Annotated in this window: 20 protein-coding genes; 10 read left to right on the top strand and 10 right to left on the bottom strand. The window is 43.2% G+C overall.

Annotated elements, in window-relative coordinates; translation table 11 throughout:
• Window positions 1–134: 134 nt before the first annotated feature.
• Window positions 135–566 (bottom strand): transposase, encoded by a 432-nt coding sequence (locus AC1XUE_RS06785; RefSeq protein WP_483355182.1) that lies wholly within the window; start codon window positions 564–566, stop codon window positions 135–137.
• Window positions 567–956: 390 nt separating this feature from the next.
• On the opposite strand from AC1XUE_RS06785, the gene AC1XUE_RS06780 reads away from it, so the two are divergent.
• From AC1XUE_RS06780 to AC1XUE_RS06770, 3 genes are all read left to right on the top strand, one after another.
• Window positions 957–1,877, top strand: a complete 921-nt coding sequence (locus tag AC1XUE_RS06780) for a family 2A encapsulin nanocompartment shell protein (protein ID WP_483355181.1) — start codon at window positions 957–959, stop codon at window positions 1,875–1,877.
• Window positions 1,861–3,891, top strand: coding sequence for a family 2A encapsulin nanocompartment cargo protein cysteine desulfurase (locus tag AC1XUE_RS06775; RefSeq protein WP_483355180.1), 2,031 nt, complete (start codon window positions 1,861–1,863; stop codon window positions 3,889–3,891). The genes AC1XUE_RS06780 and AC1XUE_RS06775 overlap by 17 nt, the downstream gene beginning before the upstream one ends.
• A gap of 78 nt (window positions 3,892–3,969) precedes the next feature.
• Complete coding sequence (locus AC1XUE_RS06770; RefSeq protein ID WP_483355179.1) at window positions 3,970–4,788, top strand: serine O-acetyltransferase; 819 nt, start codon at window positions 3,970–3,972, stop codon at window positions 4,786–4,788.
• Window positions 4,789–4,976: 188 nt separating this feature from the next.
• On the opposite strand, the gene AC1XUE_RS06765 is transcribed toward AC1XUE_RS06770, so the two are convergent.
• Window positions 4,977–5,858, bottom strand: a complete 882-nt coding sequence (locus AC1XUE_RS06765) for an NAD(P)H-binding protein (RefSeq protein WP_483355178.1) — start codon at window positions 5,856–5,858, stop codon at window positions 4,977–4,979.
• Between the two features lie 83 nt (window positions 5,859–5,941).
• Here AC1XUE_RS06765 and AC1XUE_RS06760 point away from each other — a divergent pair, with 83 nt between their 5' ends.
• The 5 genes from AC1XUE_RS06760 to AC1XUE_RS06740 all read left to right on the top strand — a co-directional run bounded on the left by AC1XUE_RS06760 (window position 5,942) and on the right by AC1XUE_RS06740 (window position 16,410).
• Window positions 5,942–6,331: a winged helix-turn-helix transcriptional regulator gene (locus AC1XUE_RS06760; RefSeq protein WP_483355177.1), complete on the top strand. Its 390-nt coding sequence runs from the start codon at window positions 5,942–5,944 to the stop codon at window positions 6,329–6,331.
• A 220-nt stretch (window positions 6,332–6,551) separates the two neighbouring features.
• On the top strand, window positions 6,552–6,959 hold the full coding sequence (locus AC1XUE_RS06755; protein WP_483355176.1) for a response regulator: 408 nt from the start codon (window positions 6,552–6,554) through the stop codon (window positions 6,957–6,959).
• 45 nt (window positions 6,960–7,004) lie between these two features.
• On the top strand, window positions 7,005–10,841 hold the full coding sequence (locus AC1XUE_RS06750; RefSeq protein ID WP_483355175.1) for a CheR family methyltransferase: 3,837 nt from the start codon (window positions 7,005–7,007) through the stop codon (window positions 10,839–10,841).
• 560 nt (window positions 10,842–11,401) lie between these two features.
• On the top strand, window positions 11,402–14,575 hold the full coding sequence (locus tag AC1XUE_RS06745) for a SusC/RagA family TonB-linked outer membrane protein (protein ID WP_483355174.1): 3,174 nt from the start codon (window positions 11,402–11,404) through the stop codon (window positions 14,573–14,575).
• 17 nt (window positions 14,576–14,592) lie between these two features.
• Entirely contained in the window at window positions 14,593–16,410 is a 1,818-nt protein-coding gene (locus tag AC1XUE_RS06740) for a RagB/SusD family nutrient uptake outer membrane protein (protein ID WP_483355173.1), read from the top strand.
• A gap of 84 nt (window positions 16,411–16,494) precedes the next feature.
• On the opposite strand, the gene AC1XUE_RS06735 is transcribed toward AC1XUE_RS06740, so the two are convergent.
• The 7 genes from AC1XUE_RS06735 to AC1XUE_RS06705 all read right to left on the bottom strand — a co-directional run bounded on the left by AC1XUE_RS06735 (window position 16,495) and on the right by AC1XUE_RS06705 (window position 21,375).
• Window positions 16,495–17,091, bottom strand: a complete 597-nt coding sequence (locus AC1XUE_RS06735; RefSeq protein ID WP_483355172.1) for a 2'-5' RNA ligase family protein — start codon at window positions 17,089–17,091, stop codon at window positions 16,495–16,497.
• Window positions 17,092–17,325: 234 nt separating this feature from the next.
• A complete protein-coding gene (locus tag AC1XUE_RS06730) occupies window positions 17,326–18,033 on the bottom strand; it encodes an AAA family ATPase (RefSeq protein ID WP_483355171.1) in 708 nt (235 codons plus the stop codon).
• 44 nt (window positions 18,034–18,077) lie between these two features.
• Window positions 18,078–18,806: a YggS family pyridoxal phosphate-dependent enzyme gene (locus tag AC1XUE_RS06725; RefSeq protein ID WP_483355170.1), complete on the bottom strand. Its 729-nt coding sequence runs from the start codon at window positions 18,804–18,806 to the stop codon at window positions 18,078–18,080.
• A 126-nt stretch (window positions 18,807–18,932) separates the two neighbouring features.
• Window positions 18,933–19,328, bottom strand: coding sequence for a DUF1398 domain-containing protein (locus AC1XUE_RS06720; RefSeq protein WP_483355169.1), 396 nt, complete (start codon window positions 19,326–19,328; stop codon window positions 18,933–18,935).
• Window positions 19,329–19,429: 101 nt separating this feature from the next.
• The gene (locus AC1XUE_RS06715) at window positions 19,430–19,951 is read right to left on the bottom strand and encodes an antibiotic biosynthesis monooxygenase (protein WP_483355168.1); all 522 of its coding nucleotides are present in this window, start codon (window positions 19,949–19,951) and stop codon (window positions 19,430–19,432) included.
• 121 nt (window positions 19,952–20,072) lie between these two features.
• Window positions 20,073–20,939 (bottom strand): pirin family protein, encoded by an 867-nt coding sequence (locus AC1XUE_RS06710; RefSeq protein ID WP_483355167.1) that lies wholly within the window; start codon window positions 20,937–20,939, stop codon window positions 20,073–20,075.
• A 58-nt stretch (window positions 20,940–20,997) separates the two neighbouring features.
• Complete coding sequence (locus AC1XUE_RS06705) at window positions 20,998–21,375, bottom strand: DoxX family protein (RefSeq protein WP_483355166.1); 378 nt, start codon at window positions 21,373–21,375, stop codon at window positions 20,998–21,000.
• A gap of 86 nt (window positions 21,376–21,461) precedes the next feature.
• On the opposite strand from AC1XUE_RS06705, the gene AC1XUE_RS06700 reads away from it, so the two are divergent.
• Window positions 21,462–21,803, top strand: coding sequence for a winged helix-turn-helix transcriptional regulator (locus tag AC1XUE_RS06700; protein WP_483355165.1), 342 nt, complete (start codon window positions 21,462–21,464; stop codon window positions 21,801–21,803).
• A 45-nt stretch (window positions 21,804–21,848) separates the two neighbouring features.
• On the opposite strand, the gene AC1XUE_RS06695 is transcribed toward AC1XUE_RS06700, so the two are convergent.
• Window positions 21,849–22,253, bottom strand: a complete 405-nt coding sequence (locus tag AC1XUE_RS06695) for a DoxX family protein (RefSeq protein WP_483355164.1) — start codon at window positions 22,251–22,253, stop codon at window positions 21,849–21,851.
• A gap of 224 nt (window positions 22,254–22,477) precedes the next feature.
• Between AC1XUE_RS06695 and AC1XUE_RS06690 the strand changes: the two genes are divergently transcribed.
• Window positions 22,478–23,470 (top strand): SGNH/GDSL hydrolase family protein, encoded by a 993-nt coding sequence (locus tag AC1XUE_RS06690; RefSeq protein ID WP_483355163.1) that lies wholly within the window; start codon window positions 22,478–22,480, stop codon window positions 23,468–23,470.
• Window positions 23,471–23,750: the final 280 nt, after the last annotated feature.

Here is a 23,750-nt window from a genome sequence, read left to right as displayed (position 1 = left end):
CCCCCCAGTTCGTTACTCAACTGAAAACGTGTAGGATTATAAAGGAGGTAGTCTTCTTTTATCATTACTAGCCCAATCCACAAAAAAATAGCGAAGACCATCCGATCTCCGCCATTCGCTTATTGATACCTCTTTTACACTGCCTTTGAAATGAATATTTTCTGATTGGCAACTTCAATAAAATCAATCAGGATAGAATTGGGGTCGTTGGTGCGTACATAAATCTTGATTTTGCGCAGAAGGTCATATAGCGGCTCGGTATATTTATGTCCTGTATGTTTCTGAAATTCTTCCACAGTAAGATTCTGTTCATTTCGGATGAGCAGGTGCAGACCGATGAAAAAATAGGAAACAGGCAGCTTACTGCCTTCGAGCAACGTACCACTTTGTAACGTCGTTCTGAATTTACAACGCTTACATTGAAACTGCTGTTTGGAAGTAAGCCAGTAGTGGTCTGTGCAACCACACTTCTTGCAGGCTACTCCTTTTCTAAGCCGATACTCCCGGAACGCTTCAAGAGCGAGTTCCTCATTTTTGTAGACATTAATCAAATCGTTGGTAAGCATGGTTCGTGTTTCTCATTACTTGCTCCAAAATTACACAGATAATTTTATAAAATATATACTCTATGGAATTAGTATACAAATTGTTGTGGTACGATTCCTGATTTCTTATTCTATAAAATCCAGTAAGGTTATAGAGATGTTACCGGAATAATATTTTGTCTGTGTGTTGAAAATGGAGTTTTAATTCTGAGTAGAAGCATGGATTTTGCAAACAACAGCTTGAATGCGTTTATAGACACCGTTCTTCTTATTAGCAGGCTGATCGCAGGTGGTACGCTGCATGGCGACTTAAATTGTGCGTTTTTTAAACCAGTATGTTTGTAACAGCAACATCGGTAGTTCCAGCAATGCGTGGTATAGCACCGACAGTCAAATCAAACACATATTAAAATGCCCAAATTGAATGAAAAGCAGACCGCGCTTGGCGATGTAGCAGCCAGGCAGTTGGCCATTGCAACGCGGACGGTACCTCAGATGGTGTCGATTACACCGCGTTGGCTGACACACCTTTTGAACTGGATTCCTGTTGAATCAGGCGTCTACAGATTGAATAAAGTAAAAGAGGGCAGTACCGCCGAAGTGGATTGTTCGGGGCGTGATGAACGTGAGCTGCCACACACTTTTATTGATTATGTTGAGAATCCGTGCGAGTATAACCTCAATGCAGTCAACACTGTTCTGGATGTGCACACCCGTGTTTCCGATTTGTACAGCAAACCGTATAATCAAATCAGTGAACAGTTACGTCTTACGATTGAAAGTATCAAGGAGCGCCAGGAAAGCGAATTGATCAATAATGAAGAATATGGATTATTGCACAGCATTGCACCTGCGCAAAGAATAAAGACGCGTATCGGTCCTCCGACGCCGGACGATTTCGACGAATTGATTTCAAAAGTGTGGAAAGAGCCTGGTTTCTTCCTGCTTCATCCACAAGCAATCGCTGCTTTTGGTCGCGAGTGTACCCGTAAAGGCGTACCACCTCCGACCGTTTCTCTTTTCGGTTCACAATTCATTACCTGGAGAGGTATCCCGCTTTTTCCTTCGGATAAATTACCGATTGAAAACGGCAAGACAAAAGTCATTCTGATGCGTACAGGTGAAAGTCGCCAGGGTGTAGTAGGATTGTATCAGCCAGGCTTGCCGGGTGAGCAGTCGCCGGGACTATCGGTTCGCTTTATGGGGATCAACGACAAGGCCATTGCATCTTATCTTGTATCACTGTATTGCTCTCTGGCCGTATTGGTTGACGACGCCATTGCTGTGCTGGAAGATGTAGAAATCGGAAATTACCATGAGTATAAATATTGATCAGATACCGTCCGGGGAAAATATAAGCGGTATACCTGATGCTGCAGAATTGGAAAAGCTGGCTAATGAGCTCTTTTCACTGATGCCTAATGAGGTGCCTGCTGCTAATTTTTCTCCTGACCTGGCAGATCATCCAAGGCTTGGCAAAGCGCTGAATCTTGTTCATGATAAACTGCCTTCGCTGTTTGCCAACGGAAACGGATTTAATGTCAATGACCCGCAGACAAGTCTGCCAGATCCGCATTTCCCTGTGAACAGTACCCCTGTATCCGGGTTGGGTGTTTCACCCTCCGGACTTTCAGGAACAAATGCCTTACATCTGAAAGGCTTTCAGCCGGAGGACAATAATTTCTTTAAGCCGACATTATCGTCCGCACAGCAGTCCTCGGCTTCACCGGCTTCCGGTGGCATATCACCATCTGCCGTAAACCAGCGAAATGCTGTGGACCTGAGCAATCCGCAGACCAGCTTTCATGATCCTCATGTAGGTGTTCCTGCGGCTTCATCTGCTGGTTTCGGGCAGGTCCCGCAGTCAGTGTCAGGAAGTGGTATTTCACCTTCGTTGGTTCCCGTACAATCCCATGCTTTTGGTGATGATCTGAGCCGGATCCTCGCTGGCATACCTGTATTTGGAAATGAAGCACAGGTGCCACTCAGTGCGGGTTCTGCAGGAAGCCAGTACTACTTTTTGTCGGGTGCCGGTTTCGGAAGTCATGATCCGTATGCAGCTAGTCGCGGGTTTGGTTCACAGACAGGCTCAAAAGCACTGCCGCTTGTAAAGGATGCAGCAGGGAATGTTTTTGATGTGGAACGGGTGAAGCGTGATTTTCCTGTTTTCAAGGAAAAAGTGAACGGACATCCGTTGGTGTGGCTGGATAATGCCGCTACTACACAAAAACCGAAACAGGTGATCGACCGGATCGTGTATTTCTACGAGCATGAAAACTCGAATATTCACCGTGCAGCGCATGAGCTGGCAGCGAGAGCTACGGATGCTTATGAAGGGGCGCGCGAGAAATCCAGATCTTTTCTGAATGCACGTTCTGCGAACGAGATCATATTTGTTAGAGGTGCTACAGAGGCAATCAACCTTGTGGCCAAAACATGGGGAGCGCAAAACCTGAATGCGGGCGACGAAATCATTGTGAGTAACCTGGAGCACCATGCCAACATCGTTCCCTGGCAGCAGCTGGCTGCAAAAAAAGGATTGAAACTGCGCGTGATTCCGGTAGATGACGATGGACAGATTCTTTTAAGTGAATATGCTAAATTGCTTAATCCAAGAACGAAACTGGTTTCATTTACACAGGTTTCAAATGCACTAGGTACGGTAACGCCGGCGAAGCAGATTGTCGAAATGGCGCACGCAGCCGGAGCCAGAGTTTTGGTGGACGGTGCTCAGTCGGTTTCACACATGCGTTCGGACGTGCAGGCGCTTAACTGTGACTGGTTCGTGTTTTCCGGACATAAGGTATTCGGTCCTACCGGGATCGGGGTGCTTTATGGCAAAGAGGATTTATTGAATACAACTGATCCGTGGCAGGGTGGGGGTAATATGATCAAAGATGTAACCTTTGAGTATACCCAGTTTCACAATGCTCCGAACAGATTTGAAGCAGGTACTGGTAATATTGCCGACGCCGTAGGGCTGGGTGCTGCGATTGATTATGTCAATAAAATCGGGATAGATGTAATTCATGATTATGAGCATCATTTGCTGGTATATGCAACGGGTCTGTTGAAGGATATTCCGGGCTTACGCCTGATCGGTACTGCACAGAACAAAGCATCGGTGATGTCCTTTGTTTTTGATAAGTACCAGACGGAAGAAGTGGGGGCAGAGCTGAACAAAGTGGGCATTGCAGTACGGTCGGGTCACCACTGTGCGCAGCCTATTCTAAGAAGGTTCGGTGTGGAAACAACAGTTCGTCCTTCTCTTGCGTTTTATAATACCTGTGCAGATGTTGATCTATTAGTCGATACTTTGTATAGATTGCGGAGCGCAAAGAAGTAACGGATTCCAGATTATAAAATTATATCCGGCGTTGATCTGAATTTCCAGGGATCGGCGCCGGATTTTGATAAACAGACCATGAGCAACAAGGCGAATACGCAGTCATTATTGAGTATTTTAAGAAAAACCCACCTGGCAGAATGGGAGGCAACACCCTCTATTCACGACACCACTGCCTGGCTGGACGACCTCATTCATTTTCTGTTTCCCAACAACCATCTACCCAAAAGAAATGCGTACGAAGGGGTTTTGAAAAAAAATCAGATCGATCTCGAAAATCTTCTTCTGAGTTACCTCGAACCATCCGGACTTCAGATTGAAGAAGTGGTAACTGAATTTTACAATGCGCTGGAAAGTATCTACCATGATCTTCGCCAGGATGCCGTCAAGATCTATGAGTATGATCCTGCTGCGACCAGTGTCAATGAGGTGATTGTCTCTTATCCGGGATTTTATGCGATCACCGTTTATCGTATTGCCAATAAATTGAGTTTGTTGCAAGTACCTATGTTGCCACGTATCGTGAGCGAATATGCACATGGTAAGACTGGAATCGATATCCATCCGAATGCTACCATTGGTGTGCCGTTTATGATTGACCACGGTACTGGTATTGTGATCGGAGAAACGACCGTGATTGGTAAAAATGTGAGTATCTATCAGGGAGTTACGCTGGGTGCACTGCAAGTGGCGAAGAGTTTGGCGGAAGTAAAACGCCATCCTACCGTGGGAGACAATGTGATCATTTATGCGCGTACAACCATTTTAGGAGGAGATACGGTGATTGGTAAAAACAGTGTAATTGGAGGAAGCGTTTTTTTAACAAAAAGTGTAGAGCCCAACTCGCAGGTTTTCAATACACACCAGCTTCGGATTACGGTGAAGGAAACAGCGTGAAAAGCTGATAGCTGTTAGCATTTAGCTATTAGCCTTGACATTGACTCGGAACAGATATAAGAATTGAAAGCTGATAGTCGATAACCTGAAAAGGCTCCGCGCTGTAAAATTTCGCGCAGAGCCTTCGTTGCTTAAAGTCTTCTTTCAAAAAGCAAGAAGTTGGTAAGCTATAAGCTAAAAGCCAACCGCTATTGATATGCTTCCGCAAAGATTTTTGCGAAATCTTCCAGTTTGATCTGGCCTGTTACCGGCGAACCTTGTGCGTCAAAGTCAGATTGTAATTTACCTTCGCGCAAGGCAACACCCATTTCTACATAGAGTCCTGCCATTTCTTCGGGAAGACCAGCCTGTGTCATGCCTTCTAACGCCTGTTCATCCGTGAATTCGACCCAGGGTAATTCTGGTTTTCCAACCGCACTTCCCAATACAGAAGCCAGATCGGCCGGCGTGCGTACGTCGCTGACGATGTAACGAATGTTTTTGCCAACAGATTCTTTCACAAGTTCTTCTGCAATGGCCGAAGCAATATCTTCAGGATGAACCAATGGGATTTTTGCATCGGAAGGGTAATTTCCACCTGTGATGCCTGCCCCTTTGATCAAAGGAATATCATTGAAAAGGTTATTGAAGAAATAACCTGCACGCAGGAAAGTGATGTTTACGTTTTCCAATTTTTCGTAAATCTTTTCAATGTTGTGCAAACCTGCGATAGGGCCGGTACCTGCCGGAACATCTGCACCGATGCTGCTCAGCATCACCACTCTGCCAACACCCGATTTTTGAATCGCCGTTGAGAAAGCTTCGCCTGCAGCGGTGGTATTCGCAATGATATTTACACCACCCATATTTGGAGGTGTCATTACATATACTGCATCAGCACCGTTAAATGCTTCAGTCAGGAACGTTGCATCAGATACAGAACCGATTGCTGCTTTGGCGCCAAGTGCTTCGATCGCTGACTGGTTATGCGCTGCGCTGCTGATTACTTTCACATCGTGCCCGGCTGCTACAAGTTTTTTGGTAAGTGGTAATCCTATGTTCCCGAGAGAACCTGCAAGTGTAAGTTTCATGTCGATTGTTTTTTTATTTGATAAGACAAAAGTATTTTTGTACTTACTTTTATACAAGTACTTACCCCAAAGTATGTATCACTATGGCTGCTGTTAAAGAGACTTCGACGATTCAGGAAAACAAACAATATGCATTGGAAAAATGCCCTGTCACCTATGCGATGGAGAAGATAGGTGGGTATTGGAAACCCATTATTTTATACCATTTGTCTATTGGAGATAAACGTTACAGCGAGATCAAAAAGGCGATTCCCGCCATTACAGAGAAGGTTCTCATCCAGCATTTGAAGCAATTGGAAGCGGATAATCTGGTGATACGGGAAGCGCTGCCTGTTGTTCCACCACATGTTACTTATAAGCTTAGTAACGGAGGTCGCGGACTTATACCCGTTATCAATGCTATGGCTACCTGGGCGATCCAGGAACGAGATGGAATGTATAGTCATCTGTTGAATTCCGGAAATGACTTTTAACAGAATCGGAATTTTGGTACAGGTTATATGGTCCGCACTCACTTTCAGATATAGCAAAGTCTCCGCAGTTCTATTGGTATCGGTAATAGCATTAATACCATCGGACTGTCGAGTTTATTGTTGTCAAATCCAATAACTCACATCCGTTTCGCACACCTTATTGTAATGCGCTTTACAAATTTATTTGTACTTTTGGCCGTACTCGTTTCTAACAATAAACATGCCCACTAAGTTTTCACTGTTACTGGTTGATGATGATGCTGATGACCAGCTGATTTTCACGGAGGCTTTGAAAAATATTGGAGTAGTCTTTTCAATTCAAACAGCAAGAGACGGTGTGGATGCGCTGGATATCATCAATTCTGCAGGTTTTTCGATTCCGGATATTGCATTCTTTGACCTTAATATGCCGAGGATGAACGGAAAAGAGCTACTTACAACCCTTCGAAATAATACCAAATTTGATCAGGTACCAATCATTATTTTCTCTACCTCATCACGTCCCGAAGATATTAACGACTGTATCCGATTAGGGGCAAATGCTTATCTGACTAAACATGGTTCATTCAATTTTCTCTGCAAAGATCTAATGGATGTGCTGAGTAATCATCTGATTACAGCCAAATAGATTAATAAACCAGCCACATACAGTAGGCTTAGATTGATTTGATCATTGAAAACTGACAAAGAAAATCTGGATAACATATTAGCCGTTTTGTCCAAAAAAAGCGGTGTCGACCTTCTGAATTACAAGCATACCACATTACAGAGAAGAATCAACCGACGATTGCATGTTTTCAATCTGCAAAGTCTAAGCGATTATTACGATATGCTGGTAGTCAATGAAGCCGAGCAACACCAGCTATATAAGGAAATGCTGATTCATGTCAGCAGTTTTTTCAGAGACGAAAAAAGCTTTGATTTTTTATGCTCCGACGTTATACCCAATCTGCTCAGAGATAAACAGGCCAATGATACTGTTCGTGTCTGGGTTTGTGGATGTTCTACCGGTGAGGAAGCTTATTCCATTGCTATTTGCCTGCATGAACATCATGAGCTGATTGGTAATTTGTCAAACATTAAAATTTTTGCTTCCGATCTGTCAGAAGGCGCTATTGCGAAAGCAAGAAAAGGAACATATTCCGAACAAACTGTGGCTAAAATTGAACAGTCGCGACTGGAAAAATATTTTACCAAAGTAAAGGACGAATACCGGATTAAACCCTTTATCAGGGATATGTGTGTATTTGCAGTTCAAAATGTACTTGCAGACCCGCCTTTTGCCAAAATTGATTTGCTGAGCTGCCGAAATGTGCTCATCTACATGCAACCTATCCTTCAGAGAAAGGTGCTGGCAACATTTTCTTATGCAATCAAGCCAGGAGGATTTCTGTTTTTGGGGAAATCAGAAACGAGCAGTTTGGCGGGGCGATTTGAGAGTATTAATAAAAGTGCAAATATATTTATTAATCGTACTCCAATCACCACACTTCATCATCAATCGGAAGATACCAGAAAAAAGAGTACACTATCGAACCACTTTGGTTTAATTAAGAATATGGATAAGAAGGATTTCCAGAATGCGGCAGATAATTTATTGCTGCAGAAATATGTGCCTGTTGGAGTGGTGATCAACGACTCATTTGATATCGTCGATTTTAGAGGTAATACTGGTTTTTTCATAGAACCCAGTCCGGGTATAGCAAGTTTCAATGTGCTTAAAATGGTTCGCAAGGGGCTTTACTATGACCTCAACGAAGCATTGAACAAAGTAAAGACGGAACGTGCACCGGTAAAAAAAGAGGATATAGCACTTGAACATGAAGGAAGGTTATTAAGAATCACACTGGATGTACTGCCTCTTGCAGAAACAAAAGAGACGTTTTATCTGATTCTGTTCCAAACCATTCAGAGTATGCCCACAGAGGCAATATCCGAAGATGGTATCAATGATGCCCGTGATCTGCGCATTTTGCAGCTGGAACAGGAGCTGGTTCAAAGCCGTGATCAGCTTCGGGCATTAAGTGAGGAGCAGGAAGCTACCAATGAAGAGTTTCAATCCGCGAACGAAGAATTGAAATCACTGAACGAAGAGCTGCAAACCTCTCAGGAAGAGGTAATTTCAATTAATGAGGAGCTGCTGGTTCGTAATAAAGAGTTATCCAATTTAAATGCGCAACTGGTCAGATCCACTGAATATACAGAGTCTATTAACAATACCATTACCGATGCACTGGTAATTTTGGATCATAATCTGCGTATCAAGTCAGCAAATACCTCCTTTTATGAAAAATTTGAAGTGTTGCCCAGTGATGTGGAGGGAAAAGTATTGTATGAACTGGGCAATGGTCAATGGGACATTATAGATCTGCGCCGTCAGCTGGAAGAAATTTTACCAAGAAAAAAATCATTCAATGAATTTATAGTTTCACACGATTTCCCCTCTCTTGGAAAACGTGTGATGAAATTGAGTGCCCGGCAGATCAAATCGAATGAAAAGGGTGAGTCTCTTATACTTTTGGTCATTAATGATGTGACTGAACTGACTGATGCCAACGACAGGATAAAGGAAAAGCAGGAGCAGATCTTCATCAATGAAGAAAGGCAAAGACTTGCTATTGATGCGACGCATTATGGTATATGGGATTATGAGATAAAAACGAATATTCTTTATCTCTCCAAAGAGACCAGGGATATTCTTCATCAGGAAAGGTTGTCTCTTCAAGGCTGGGAACCATTGCTGGATAGAGTGGTTGAGGATGATCGGGATCGGGTGGAATCCGCCGTTCGTATGGCTCTGAATGGAGGGCATGGCGGCCTGCTTGCTGAAGAATACCGGATACGTCCCACTGACTCTGAGTCTGTGCGATGGGTAAGTAATCATGGCAAGGCGATCTTTGATGAGTATAATCAAATTAAGAGGCTTACGGGTGTTGTTGCAGATATTACAGAACGTAAGGCGGGCGAAATAAGATTACAGGAAGCGCTGGTACGTCTGGATCTGGCGTTGAATGCGGGACATATCGGATCTTGGGAATTGCAGATAGGAGAGAATATACTGACTACATCAAAACAATGCAAAGCCAATTACGGTTTGCCAGCTCATGCTGAACTGACCTACGAAAGCTTGCTGGAACTGGTGTTGCCTGAAGATAGAACAGCTTTACAGGAAGCGATTGACGCAGCAGTGGTGACAAAAACTCCTTTCCATGCTGAATATAGGATCAAATGGCCGGACGATTCGATCCACTGGATGGAAGCTTCAGGACTGGCGCAATTAAGTGACGATGGGGAAGTGATCAGCCTTATAGGTGTTACGACGGATATCTCGGAAAGAAAAAGCGTAACTGAGAGGCTTGAATACAGTGAACACCACTTCAGAACATTGGCTAATAGCTCTCCGGTGATGGTAGGAATGTGCGATCTGACGGGTAACTTCTATTTCTTTAACAAGCTTTGGCAGAAATTTATCGGTGCTTTGGACAATGGTGGGTACGGCGCCAAATGGAGTAACTTTATGCATCCCGACGACCTGGAACCTTTCATGGAAATGCAGCAGAATGCAGCAAAGAGAAATGGACGTTTTCAGAAAGATATCAGACTGAGAACAATGGGTAAATACCGTTGGGTGAGCTGTATCGCGGAGCCGCGTTTCGGGCTGGATAATAAGTTTCTGGGATATACGATGGCATGTACGGATATCCATGATCAGAAGATGCTGAATGAAGAACTGGAAAGGAAAATAGAGGAACGGACGGGTGCTCTGAGAGATCTGAATGATGACTTACAGGACCGGAATCAGGAGCTGAAGCAGTTTGCCTATGTTACATCGCACGATCTGCAGGAGCCGTTACGAAAGATCAAAATTTTTGCCGGCATGCTGCTAGCCCGTGAGTCCAAAGAAAATGTATACTCGGCGGAATACCTTCAGAAGATCGAGTATTCTGCAAGCCGGATGATCGGATTAATACACGATCTTTTGAATTACAGCAGTATTCAGGATAGAACCACTTCCTTTACTCCGGTGCAGTTGTCCAAAGTAATTAAGAATGTGATGGCTGATTTCGATCTGCTCATCCAGGAAAAAGACGCGGTGATCTCGCTTGGAACCATGCCTGTGATTGATGCAGTTCCTTCACAGATGAATCAGCTTTTCTACAATCTGGTTGGTAATGCTCTGAAGTTTTCAAGAGAAGGTGTTAAACCCGAAATTTCTATTACATCCGAAAGCCTTTCATCTGAAGAAATCGAAAAGCTGGAACTTGTTCCGGAACAGAATTACATACGTATCACGATCATCGATAATGGAATCGGTTTTGATCCGGGCTTTGGTGACCGCATATTCGAAATATTCCAAAAATTGCATAGCCGGGAATCCTATACGGGAAATGGTATAGGACTGGCGCTTTGCAAGCGCATTGTTGTGAATCACGGCGGACTTATTGAACCTTTCAGCGAGGAAGGAAAAGGATCCCGGTTCGACATAATCCTGCCAGAAAAGCATAACTAAATACTATTTCAGTATTTCGCAAGCCGTCTCAGATCCTTCTGGGGCGGCTTTTTATTCGATGGAAAGTGCTACTGTAGAAATACTTAAAGTATATAAAGTAAATATTTTCATATTTAAGTTATATTTTTTTAAGTGTACTGTTGACATATTATAAAAAAATGTTAAATTTGTTCAATTGGTTACTTCTTATAAGACTAATGCCTTTTTTGTTGCGCAGCAAAATAAGGAAACATTTACCTGAAGAGTTTTCATCATTTACACTCAACTCCATTTGGTATGGCTACAATTTAACTTTTAAACATTTTTTTGGAGAAAGAATGTCTGATGCATGATTATAGCGGCTTGTCGCTTGTAGTTATGACCTGTTCAGACATGTCAACATTGCTGTGTCTGTTTTTTTGAGCGAAACAAACGCAACGGATATGCTATGCCCGATTTTTAAAATCGCCGTCGGAAGGTGAAGGGTCCGGCCAGGTATATTGATAGCATACATTACCAATTTTTAATTACTCACATTAAAAATCCAATAACTCCCAAGCTCCATGTTGAAAAAATTACTTATGATTTCAAAAGTATCTGCCCTCAATGTCGCACTATTAAGTGTTCATTGCCAAGCAGATGCATTGGCTATTCCTGCTGTCCGAAAAGGAGAGCGGCATAGCGCTTCCAGGTTTATTGATAAAAAGATAACAGGGAAAGTTACAGATGAACAGGGCAGAGAGCTGCCTGGCGTCAACGTGACCATTAAGGGTACAACGCGAGGTACCTCTACGGATGTGAATGGCGTATATACTATAGACGTTAGCGCAGACAGCGATGTCCTGGTATTTTCCTTTGTAGGTTATCTGGCCAAAGAAATCCCTGTAGGGGCAGCTTCTGCAATAAATGCGAAGCTTGATCCGGATACAAAAGCACTGGAAGAAGTTGTAGTAGTGGGTTACGGAGTTCAGAAAAAAGCAACTGTAACAGGTTCTATTGCAAGTATCAAAGGCGATGCGATTGCACAGGTTCCGGCACCTAACATTTCTCAGTCACTGGCAGGCCGGGTAGCCGGTGTGAGTATGCGCCCTAATGGCGGTCAGCCTGGAAAAGATGATCCGGATATTCACATTCGTGGCATCGTAACCACAGGAAATAACAAACCGCTTGTGGTTGTAGACGGTGTGCGGCGGGATAATATTCGGCAGATCGATCCGGCCAGTATAGAGACGATTACCATTTTGAAAGATGCAGCAGCAGTGGCGCCCTACGGAATCGGAGGTGCGAATGGTGTGATCATGATTACTACCAAAAAAGGTAAATCAGGTAAAGCTCAGGTTCGTGTAAGTTCTTCATACGGCTTTCAAAACCCTACCTATCTGCCTGATGTTCTGAACGCGAAGGATTATATGTCACTTCAGAATGAAGCTTATCTGAACCAGACACCGGGTGGTACCAGCCTTCCTAATGATCCGGCCATTGTACAGGATTATGAAAGACTGCATCAGGAAGATCCCTGGAAGTATCCAAGTTCGAACTTTCTGGAAGTATTTAATAAGAACCAGCCGATTCAGAACCATAATCTGGAGCTGAGCGGCGGTAACGAGAATGTTACCTATCATGCTGGTGTAGGCTATTTTGATCAGCAGGGACTTTTCGATCCTGTTAGCTATCGCCGTTTTAATTACAACATGAATCTCGAAATGGCTGTAACAAAGACTACAAAAGTAGGTATGTCGTTGTTTGGCAGTATTGAAAACACAAGAGATGTAGATGCAGACGAGAGTACATCAGGACACTTGTTTAGAAGCTTTTATAAATTTCTGCCAACACAAAGTCTGATCTATCCTGAAGGCGATAAATGGGGTGAATCTTCTGCCAATACACCCGTTGGTGTGTTGCGTTCTCCCGGTTACCGTCGTGCAAATGGAAATACCCTGCTGGGTACGCTGTCGGTAGAACAACAACTTGCTAAAGGGCTAAGCGTGAAAGGCGTTTTTAGTTATGATCCATCTCAACAGGATTTAAAGCTATGGCACGTTCCGTTTGTATACCACAAAATTGACCTTTCACAGAAGCCATACACCTATACGGACGCTATTTCTTTGCAGGAAGGAGCGGGTAAACCTTTCCGTTGGCTGGGACTGGAAAACCGCAAACGGGTGAACTTCACCTATCAGGGATATTTAAATTACAGCCGTACCTTCGGAAACCACGCTTTCACCGGTTTGGCTGTGGTGGAGATGCGCAAAACCAAGGGTGATACGATGACTACTCGCCGAAACAACTTCGCGATCGGTATTGACGAGTTAAGTTTCGGTAGCTCCGACAGGCTGGATTATGACAATTCAGGAACGTCTGCAACCGGTACCGAGCTTGGTTATGTATATCGTCTGGGTTACACCTATAAAGACAAGTACATCATTGAGGCTGCTGGTCGTTACGACGGTCACTATTATTTTGCACCTGGTAAGAGATGGGGTTACTTTCCAGCTTTTTCTGCAGCCTGGAGAATATCCGAAGAGAGTTTCATGAAGAATCTCCGATTTATAGATGAACTGAAACTGAGGGGTTCATGGGGTAAAGCAGGTATGCTTGCCGGAGGTCCTTTCCAGTATCAGTCGGGTTATGATCTACGTGGTGCGGCTTATGCTTTTGGAACGGGAACACTCGTGCAGGGATCACGGGTACCTCGTGAAGCCAACAGCGCCATTACCTGGGAAATTTCAACAAAAACAGATATTGGTTTTGACCTGAGCCTATGGAACTCGCTGTTAAACATTGAGTTTGACTATTTCCACGAGAACAGAACAGGTATGTTGCTTGCACCACAGGTAACTCTTCCGGTAGAATATGGTCTGTCACTTTCTCAGGAGAATAAAGGCAGGATGAATAGTGATGGCGTTGAGCTTAATATCGGTACAAGAAAACGAGTTTCCAAAGACCTCGATTTCTCGTTGAATGCGAACATGAGCTATTCGATCAACCGTATGCAGGAAGTATTCCAAACAGATGCTGAGGCCAACAATCCAAACCGTACCAAGGTAGGCCGCCAGTTTGGAACACCTTACGGATTTAAATCGCTGGGTTTATTTAGAACATCGGATGATATCAACGACGATGGTATCATAGATGCTGCTGATGGATATAAGGTTACACAATTTGGTACGCTCCACCCGGGAGATATCAGATATGCAGATCTAAGCGGCCCTGATGGCGTTCCTGATGGAATTATCAATGACTATGACCTTACAGTAATTGGAAATCCTGTTTATCCTGCACTTACTTATGGTATCACACCAAGCGTAAACTGGAAGGGTTTTGATCTTACCTTATTCTTCCAGGGAACTGGTAAGTCCAGCATCGGAGTACGTCAGTTCCTGACAGTTCCTTTTGAAAATAATGGTAGTAACACGGGTTATGAGTACTACAACAACCGCTGGACGCCAGATAATCAGGATGCAAAATATCCACGTTCTACACCTGCACCTTATGCCAATAATACCAAGGATTCAGATTTCTGGTGGATGAATTCCAGCTATCTGCGCCTCAAAACGGCAAGTCTTGGTTACACGATTCCAAAATCAGTACTGGGTAAATTGAAAATGAGTTCAGCAAGGATTTATGTGACAACGCAAAACCTGTTTACGGTGAGTAAGATCAAACATGTGGATCCTGAAATGGGTTACACAGATCGTGAAACTGCTTACCCGGTTATGAAGGCCACAACATTTGGAATTGATCTGACTTTTTAACCCAAAACTGAAATAAAATGAAAGTTGCTATAAATTACTTCAAAATATTGGGTTTGAGTCTGGCGATGCTCACCCTGCCCGTTTCTTGCGATACGGATGAATTTCTTGAAAATGTAAATAAATCTAACCTGACTGATGCTACACAGTGGGAGTCGGAACCGAACGCAGATGTATTTCTGAATGATATTTACAGTGAAATTCCGAATAAAGTAACGCAGACGGAAACGCTGGATTATTATACAGATGACTACAACATCAGCCACTACTATACGGCATCCAACTGGCGAATAGGTGTAACAATTGTACCCTCGAGCAGTACAGACAACCCATGGGGAGGAACGCATGGGCCAACCTATGGCTATACATGGCAGAATTTCTTTGTCAAAATCCGCAAATGCAATACGTTTTTGCAAAAGCTCGCTGAAAATAAAGCTAACTTCTCAGAAGCTTACTTTAATAAACGCATTGACGAAGTTCGTTTTATTCGGGCATTCTTCTACAGTGAATTCTTTGTACACATCGGAGGACTTCCTATCATTACTGAACAGCTCGATCGCAATACGATGAGTCCGGAGGAATTGCAACAGCCACGTAAAACATTTCAGGAAACATTCGATTTCATTGTTGGTGAACTGGATCAGGTTGTGAAGAACGGACATCTGCCTATTAAATACGCGCAGTCGGATAAAGATGCAGGCAGAGCCACACTGGGTGCTGCATTGGCCCTGAAAGGATGGGTAGAGTTGTTTGGTGCCAGTCCGTTATTCAATACGGCAACCCCCTATCTGTCAGACCCAAGCAAGTTTGTTCATTTCGGAAATTATGATCCTGCACGCTGGGCTAAGGCAGCAGCAACAAATAAGGAGTTTATTGATAAATATGGAAACGGTAAAAACTACAATCTTTTTGCTGATCTCAAAAATTTCTGGCGTGTAACCAATGAATACAACTCCGAAGTAATCTGGGACAGACAGATCGTAGCTAACGTTGCCAATATGGGTGGAAGTTATGAGTCGCGTGGCGGTGTTACCTATGTGCTGGGTGAGTATCGTAGCTGGGGGAATTACAACCCAACCCAGGAGCTGGTAGACCAGTTTGCGATGGCCAACGGAAAAGCGATTACAGATCCTACTTCGGGATACAATCCGCAAAAACCGTATGTGAATCGAGAGAAGCGCTTTTATGATTTTATAGTATATGATGGTGCTCCCTATAAGCTGGACTGGATGCCGAGAGCAGACACGATCTACACGCGTGTTGATCTCACTTATCCTAACCCCGATCGTACCAACCAAATTGACCTTGCCGGAAAAACGGATGTCGGAGATTCAGGTTATTACCAGAAAAAACGGCTTAATCCAGATGCAGCACCTGGTACGGATGCAAGCGGACAGAACTATGTGTTCCTGCGCTATGCGGAGGTTTTGCTGAACTATGCCGAAGCACAAAATGAAGCGGCAGGTCCGGATGCATCTGTATATGATGCGATTAATAAGGTTCGCCAGCGTTCTGAGATTGCAGCGTTACCTGCCGGGCTGACCAAGGACCAAATGCGTGCTGCCATCGCAAGAGAAAGAAGGGTTGAGTTCTGTTTTGAAGACAAGCGTTATCTGGATAACAAACGCTTGGCACAGGCTGCACAGGTAATGGGCAAAGCGCGCCATAATATGGTGATCCGTAACTCTGTTCCTTCCAACAATTCAGGTGTTTGGGTTTATAGTGTGGAGCCGGAAGTGAAGTACACGGTGAAGTTTGAACCCAAACAATACATGAATCCAATTCCTCAGAATGTATTGGATCAGAACTCGGGTATTAAGCAAAATCCGGGATATTAAGAGTTAAGAATTAAGAGTTAAGAATGAGAAGTGGGGGGCGTAACTCTCCACTCTTCATTTTTAATTCTTCCTTCCTGTTTCCCTTCAAAACAACTTAGTCTGTTCTCCCTCCATGTAATCGCGGCCTAACAGTTCAATGGTGTCAAGAATGTCAAACTGACCTCTTTGTTCATTGAACTTTCTGATTACAAAATATTTGCAGAAAAATGATTCTTTAAAATCAGTAGGGGATATATCGTAACATACAGCGATCTCTTTTTCAGTCAGCTCGCGGGCAAGGGTCATATGCAGCTTCGTTTTGACAACCATTTTCCATCTCTCTACATACCTGCGCTTTAAGGATTTATCAAACAGCCTGCCCATTTTTTCACAACTCTCAATGATTGCATCCGTTGCGTTATCGTCTGGTTGAATAAAAAACGTGCAGTTTTTTTTTGTAATAAAATCTCCAAAGCCAGCGAAACCAAGCTGGAATGGAGCAATTACAGATAAAACCCTCTTAAACTCTGATAATATGTAAGGATAGTTCTTTTCCTCAGCTTCAAACGAAAGTAAGGTAATGTGTGGAAGCGCGTTGAAACTTCCGTAATTCCGGTTCAAACCTTCTCTGATCGTACTCTTCATATTACCGGATAGTCGCATGATATGCGGATCCGGATTGATTGCTAATGCATATACCATGTTTTATCATCTGCTCTGAACACCCAACTCATTGCATTCGTCTGCCTTAACAATAGATTGGCTTGACCTGCGTGCTGCGGCACATTGTACATCAGGGTTTTCAAAACCGAACCGCTCATTTCGCATTTGGTGTAAATTTTATTGTGTACCATATCTCCCCATACGCCGGGTGGAATGTCATGCTTGTAAATGCGTTTTAAAATTCTCAGGTCTGCTACAAATTTTGATCCAGCATCAATCAGCTTGTTCCAATTCCTGAATGATTCGTTTCTTTAATTCGCCATGAACATAATCCTTTACTTCCGCGAATGACGTGCCATATTTGCGTTCGATGTTTTGTAAATGGAGTGGAAAGGTTGAAAGAAGTTTATGATAATACTCATCCAGCCTGGCTTTATCAGGCAGCTCGAATTTGAGACGAAGCTGAAAACGTCGGATCAGCGCAATGTCAATCAGGTCGTAGTGATTGGTAGCACAAACCAATATAGCGTGCTGAGGGAGGTAATCAATTTGCTGTATAATGGCGTTCACGAGTCGTCTCATTTCACCAACCTCCTTGTCATCGGTACTTCTCATTTTCCCAATCTGATCAAATTCATCCAGAAACAATACAGCTTTGTCTCTGGATGCTTTGTCAAAAAGGCCTTTGATATTTCTGGATGTTTCACCAATTCTTGAATTTACCAGTGTGCTGAGATCGACGATCACAATCTTTTTTCCAAGCGCAGTGGCAATGGCTTTTGCGGTCGTGGTTTTGCCACATCCTGAATCACCGTAAAGCAGTACTTTATTACTTACAGATAATTTATATTGTTCAAGAACATCGAGATACTTGTGTTCCTGAATGATCTGAGTTAGTGCGGCTTTGTTGTCTGCGCTGTGGAACACATCTTCAAGAGCTACCTTCTCCTGATCATTGATGATAATTTCAAAAACATTCATGCAATTAAATAAACAGATTTTGGAACGTATGAAATAACAACTGGTCAGGCTTCATTTTCATTCCATATTTCTTTGCCGGTGAAACGGTTTCCAAATACCGCCGTACCTACCCGAACCATGTTTGATCCTTCAGCTATAGCCAATTCCAGATCCTGCGACATGCCCATGGATAAAGCAAGCTGTTCGACTCCAGGTATTCCGGCTCCGAGTATTTTATCGCGTGTTTCTCTCAGTAATGCCAGCGATGGTCTCATCTTTTCCCTTTCAACATCCAGCAATCCTATGGTCATCAGGCCTTTGATTTTCAGTGTTTCAAATTTTTGGACTTCCTGCATAAATTGAACTGCAAGATCAGGTTTTATACCGAATTTGCTTTCTTCACCTGACGTATTTATCTGAACAAAGACATCAATACTTCTTCCTTCCCTCTGTAAGCGTTTATTTAGTTCTTCTGCTAATACGATTCGATCCAGAGACTGAATACAGGACGCATACTTCAGGACATCTTTGATTTTGTTGGTTTGTAAATGGCCGATAAAGTGCCGTTCGAGCTTCAGTCCAGACAGTCCCGCATCTTTATCCCGCAGTTCCTGAACTTTGTTTTCGCCAGTTAGATACGCTCCCGCTTCCACAGCGATTCTGATCTGTTCAGCAGGTACTGTTTTGGTTGCCAACAGCAGTTGCACATCGTTCGGATTTCTGCCTGCATCTTTACAGGCATTTACAATTCTTTCCTGTACCGCTTCGAGATTAGATAAAATCTGATTTTCCATACGCCGGTTATGGGTTTGGTTGAAGGGCACAAAGAAAGAGGTTTTCCGAGTTTAAAAAGGAAAACCTCTTTGGAAAAGGAGGTCTATTTGTAATGCATTATTAAAAAGACGGATTCGGATAATCCCCTACCGGATACCAGGAATTATCTCTTCCAATATGTTATTTTCTTCTTTATCATAATAAGAGCAAGTCATATCCTCTAACACAACGATCCATTTTTCAATACCGGCCTTTGCGCAGTGTTGGCAAAAAGTAAAATAATCACTTTCTCCCCGCTGGTGTAATTTTAGATTATTGGTAAATCCTTCCTTATCTGTTTGGTCGGCAATGAGAAGTGTTTTATACTTTGCTTCTGAACTGACCTGGAAATTGTCCGAACCTTGGTAATCAGTGTGATTGTCAGATACCCAGGTCGTGAAAGACATGACACCTAAAGCTTTGATATCCTGAATATACTTTGGGAAATCGGCTCCTGATCCGACTTTGGAGTGTGCTTCTGATATTGCTTTGAGGGTAAACATAATAGTGCTATGATAGGTTGACAATTGTATTCTGTTTGCATCGTTTTCTCTTGCCAAATGCACTTTGTTTGGAAATCAACGGATAACAATGTAGGAAATATTTATTTTTTGATAAGCCAGGGCTTTAAAATTCGGGTTAGCTGCGGCATCACGATCCAGGTGAGTATGCCAACCATGCAGGCTGCTATGATCAAAGAAGTAATTGCCTGTGGCGCATCCTGAATCAGAGGTCTGATTGTATAGGACAAGAAAAGACTGGTGGGATATACACCGCATAGGGTTGCAACGGCCATTTTCCACTTCGGTGGAGGGACGGGTGCGCGAAACCAAGCCTCCAGGCCAGTTAGCTGGCGGTAGTTGGGCTGCTCTGTCAATGTTGATGCGTATTCTTCCCAATCTCTGAATAGTTGAGAACTATAAAATGCATCCCGTTCCGCTTCATCAACAAATGTCCTGAGTATACCAATTTCTCTGCTTTCGGATCCCGGGAGAGCAGTGATCATACTGGCGCCTTGAACTCCTCCATGCAAGAATGATTCTCCCAAAAAGCGGCGGAGCGCGTCGGTGAATTCAGCTTCTTTGCCGGGGAGTACTTTTCGTGTAATGGCAACATGTATAGGCATATAAATACATCAAGGTGTAATCGTCAGTTAAACGGAATATTAAGTTGCTCATTTTACATCATTATTTTGAATAAAATGAATGTAAATTTAATTGGTTTCTGAGGATTACACCGATATGGACTTACACTGTTAATTCATGTTTTACCTTTTGACTGTCAGGCAAACTGTTTAAATGTGGCAATGCACCACGACGGTATGCCTGATAAAGTCTTGTGATATCCTCCTGCGTGTCACCAATAAACGGACCGTGACTTACGATCGGGGCCTTTTGTGGCTGTCCGGCGTAGAGGATAAAACGTGCGTCCTGGTCTTCGGTTTTAAAGTTGACTTCTGTAACATCATTATCGAACGGTTCTTCCAGCCAGGCCGTCTCACCTTCATTGACGCGCTTTCCACCAATAGAAACAGAACCGTTTGTTACATATACAAATCCGTTATAACCGGCGGGTAATTCCTGACTGACAGAAACATTTCTGTTTACCTGAAAGTCCACCAGTGTGAATGGCGTCTGGTTCTGCAGAGGGGAAGTAAGTCCTTGGCTGCTACCACTGTAGACGCGGATTTCCAGGTTGTCACTCTTGATAGTCGGAACATTTTCCAGCACTAATTCCTGCCAGAAGGGTTGTGCCCATCTTTTCTCAGGAGGTAATATCAGCCAAAGTTGCAGGATACGTACCTTCGTTTTTGCGGTGATTTCCTCAGTGTGTACAATTCCGCTTCCTGCGGTCATCACTTCAAGGCTACCTGTTTCCCAGCCCATTCCATTGCCTGCCAGAATAAGCGTTACCGTTTCAAAACCAGCATGAGGGTGCGGGCCTCCGGCAGGTTTGCCACCCGGCAAATCGACTTGGTCGTCCATGAGCAAAATGAAAGGGTCATTCTGAGTAAAACTTCTTCCACCAATAACCGCGGTAGCGGTATGTCCTTTTCCCAGAAATCCAGGATGAGCAGGATTATGTTGGATATGATCTATTTTTCTGGTTTTCATAATTCAGGTTTTTGGATGATGAATGTCTGTAAATATTGAATCTGGTTGCAGATTTTAATTAAGCGGTAGGTGAGGATAACAAGCGTTGGCGAACCTCAGGAAATCTTACAGCAACTGTAATCCATAGAAGCACCTGAATGCCGACTGCCATGGCGATAGACTGCTGATGCTGTAGATGTGTAACAATAGCTCCTCCCATATAGGCAATCAGCAACAATGAGCCTAGCAATCCGGTTCTGGGAATAATAAAAAGTACTAAGGATACAATCTCAATGATACCAATCGCCAGGTAAGTCTGCGGGCTAAAACCTATTCCTTTGGCTTGTTCCAACGCTGTTGGATCCTGTGTTAATTTCATAAAAGCGCTCATTCCAAAAAGTAAGGTAAGCACGCCGGTGAGGATATAGCCTGTAATTTTGATTGTTTTTCGTGACATGGTTGTGATTTTTAAATTGTTGATACAAAATTACATCACTATGCTATACCTTTGTTACTTGTTACAAAAAGGATACCGATTACAAAATGGATACCATACTAACGCATGAAGCATGCAAAAAGGCACAACTGGCTGTCAGAGATACACTTGACGTTGTCGGAGGTAAATGGAAATTAGTGTTGCTGACAGTTTTAAGAACTGGCAAGCGTCGTTTTCGTGAATTATCGCGGGAAGTGGGTATCTCGCCCAGGATCTTGTCAAAAGAATTACAAGAACTGGAAATGAATGGTCTGGTGAGCCGTACGGTTTGTGAGACTAAACCTATTACAGTTGAATACGCGTTGACGCCATATAGCGAAACACTTTCAGAGGTACTGGATGCAATGCAAAAGTGGGGAGAACAACATAGGAAGAAAATTATTGTGTAGCATACAATTCTGCTTGCAGGTATGTATGCTACACAAATAATAATTTCATGACTTGAATTTCTCTGGCTGTTGCGTACTTCCCAAGGCCCAGGCTATAAGGGCTGGTTGGAAGAATAGTCTCATCAGTCTTTTTCTATCGGAGTCAAGACCAAATGCGTCTTTTTGATTTACATATTGAGCAATATTCCCAGGAAACACAGCTGTGAAAAATGTCGCAGCCACTTTACCGATGAGTGGTCTGTGCTTAACAGGTGCAGCAACAATGGCAGTACCAAGTAGTATCTCCGCTACTCCTGAATAGATAACGGTATCATCTTTAGGAATTGGAATGATTTCGGGGACCTGAGCCTGAAATTCTTTCCGGGCAAAAGTCAGATGGCCTATTCCTGCAAACACCAATCCGGCACCGAGGAGAATTCTGGTTGCAGTTCTTATGTCTTCGTTTTTCATGACAATTTAGCTTTTATGTGCACTTGCACAAATATTGTTCCCTGCAGTGTCGTTGTGTTTCAGATGACCGTTGTAAAAAGTGAAAAAAATAAATCCACACTTCCACATAACAGCGATTCGTGTAATAATGCAACAGAAGTGATTCGATTAGCCAATAGAATATTCTCTGTAGGTTTGGAATAATTATTTTAGCATTGGCTATATACGTAGATATACTAAATAGAATGTTTTCAGATCAGAATAACCGATCAAAATCTGCAGGCCGTTATAGTCGCAGAGATTTCCTCCGCACCTCGGGAGCAGTTACATTAAGTGCCACTTTGCTTTCATCCTGCAGTGGGCTTTTAGATGACATTTTTCCAAACAGGAAAAACAGTGATAAAACCCTGGCATTTATCGGCGATAGTCTCACGATCGGTGCCGGTGGCATACGTCCGTATGGAAATATTGTGGGACTTGCTTTCCCGGACAGGCCTATTGTGAGTGACGGAATAGTAGGCCAGGTTGCTTCCAGTATCGCTGTCCGGCAGGGCGGACGACCTCTCATTATTTCCATAGAAGGGAATAAGTTAAATGGTATCCAACCGGTAACCATTACAAAACTGAATGATAAGTTTTTGAGTACCATATCCAATAATCACGAGTACAGCAGAACCGGAAAAGTCAATGGTGTAAGCTGTACGATTCGCAGATTTGCAGGAGATCGGTATACAATTACACCGGCTACAGTGAGTGTGATAGATGTACCCGAAAACTCGGAGGTTATACTTGATGACGGGCCGCGGGTGAGGTCAGCCACACAAATTCTCTGGTACGGTCGTAATAACATCGGACGAGGTGTGGAATCAGATATTATGCCTGCGTTGCAAGATTCCGTAGCATACATCAATGCTCCAGCCAGATACATTATACTAGGAGTGTTGCAGGGGACAAACGATAACCAGGGAACATCCAACTATAATCTGATTCAGGGAATTAATACCAGGCTGGCTGATAAGTACGGTAAAAACTTTGTGGAAATGACTCCGCCTACTGATGAAGAAATGGCAGCTATCAGCTATACACCATCCGATGCCGACCGGCAGGATCTTGCAAAGTTGAACTTTCCTAGAGGCATGCGTAGTGACATTGCTAATGACGATATCCATATGAATGACAAAGGATACCAAATTGTAGCGAATAGGGTCATTGCCAAAATTAAGGAATTGAAATATTAGTATTATAGAATAATAGGTAAAAATAAGAATGTCAGCATAGTAAATATGCTGACATTTTAATGAAGCTGAAATGGATTTACCTGAATCCTAAAATAGAATAGAAATATACAAGACTATGTTTCTATGAGAACCCTGCCGTACTTCCCATCTTGCAAGCCATCATGTATCCTAATTCTACTATGGTACCGGCCATCGACATTGATAGCTACTCAAATACCTATAAATCTATAATTCCCTATTTTCAAATTTGCTGGTGTTGTTCACCTTTCCATCTCTGCTC

Source organism: Dyadobacter sp. HNCC25DJ187 (assembly GCF_056895255.1).
The sequence above is the reverse complement of the archived record's forward strand: the minus strand, read 5'-3'. Positions and strand labels throughout refer to the sequence as shown.

Bases quoted from the DNA above. Each gene is read 5' to 3' on its own strand.
- AC1XUE_RS06785 (WP_483355182.1), bottom strand. From the start codon at position 566: ATGCTTACCAACGATTTGATTAATGTCTACAAAAATGAGGAACTCGCT.
- AC1XUE_RS06780 (WP_483355181.1), top strand. From the start codon at position 957: ATGCCCAAATTGAATGAAAAGCAGACCGCGCTTGGCGATGTAGCAGCC.
- AC1XUE_RS06775 (WP_483355180.1), top strand. From the start codon at position 1,861: ATGAGTATAAATATTGATCAGATACCGTCCGGGGAAAATATAAGCGGT.
- AC1XUE_RS06770 (WP_483355179.1), top strand. From the start codon at position 3,970: ATGAGCAACAAGGCGAATACGCAGTCATTATTGAGTATTTTAAGAAAA.
- AC1XUE_RS06765 (WP_483355178.1), bottom strand. From the start codon at position 5,858: ATGAAACTTACACTTGCAGGTTCTCTCGGGAACATAGGATTACCACTT.
- AC1XUE_RS06760 (WP_483355177.1), top strand. From the start codon at position 5,942: ATGGCTGCTGTTAAAGAGACTTCGACGATTCAGGAAAACAAACAATAT.
- AC1XUE_RS06755 (WP_483355176.1), top strand. From the start codon at position 6,552: ATGCCCACTAAGTTTTCACTGTTACTGGTTGATGATGATGCTGATGAC.
- AC1XUE_RS06745 (WP_483355174.1), top strand. From the start codon at position 11,402: ATGATTTCAAAAGTATCTGCCCTCAATGTCGCACTATTAAGTGTTCAT.
- AC1XUE_RS06740 (WP_483355173.1), top strand. From the start codon at position 14,593: ATGAAAGTTGCTATAAATTACTTCAAAATATTGGGTTTGAGTCTGGCG.
- AC1XUE_RS06735 (WP_483355172.1), bottom strand. From the start codon at position 17,091: ATGGTATATGCATTAGCAATCAATCCGGATCCGCATATCATGCGACTA.
- AC1XUE_RS06730 (WP_483355171.1), bottom strand. From the start codon at position 18,033: ATGAATGTTTTTGAAATTATCATCAATGATCAGGAGAAGGTAGCTCTT.
- AC1XUE_RS06725 (WP_483355170.1), bottom strand. From the start codon at position 18,806: ATGGAAAATCAGATTTTATCTAATCTCGAAGCGGTACAGGAAAGAATT.
- AC1XUE_RS06720 (WP_483355169.1), bottom strand. From the start codon at position 19,328: ATGTTTACCCTCAAAGCAATATCAGAAGCACACTCCAAAGTCGGATCA.
- AC1XUE_RS06715 (WP_483355168.1), bottom strand. From the start codon at position 19,951: ATGCCTATACATGTTGCCATTACACGAAAAGTACTCCCCGGCAAAGAA.
- AC1XUE_RS06710 (WP_483355167.1), bottom strand. From the start codon at position 20,939: ATGAAAACCAGAAAAATAGATCATATCCAACATAATCCTGCTCATCCT.
- AC1XUE_RS06705 (WP_483355166.1), bottom strand. From the start codon at position 21,375: ATGTCACGAAAAACAATCAAAATTACAGGCTATATCCTCACCGGCGTG.
- AC1XUE_RS06700 (WP_483355165.1), top strand. From the start codon at position 21,462: ATGGATACCATACTAACGCATGAAGCATGCAAAAAGGCACAACTGGCT.
- AC1XUE_RS06695 (WP_483355164.1), bottom strand. From the start codon at position 22,253: ATGAAAAACGAAGACATAAGAACTGCAACCAGAATTCTCCTCGGTGCC.
- AC1XUE_RS06690 (WP_483355163.1), top strand. From the start codon at position 22,478: ATGTTTTCAGATCAGAATAACCGATCAAAATCTGCAGGCCGTTATAGT.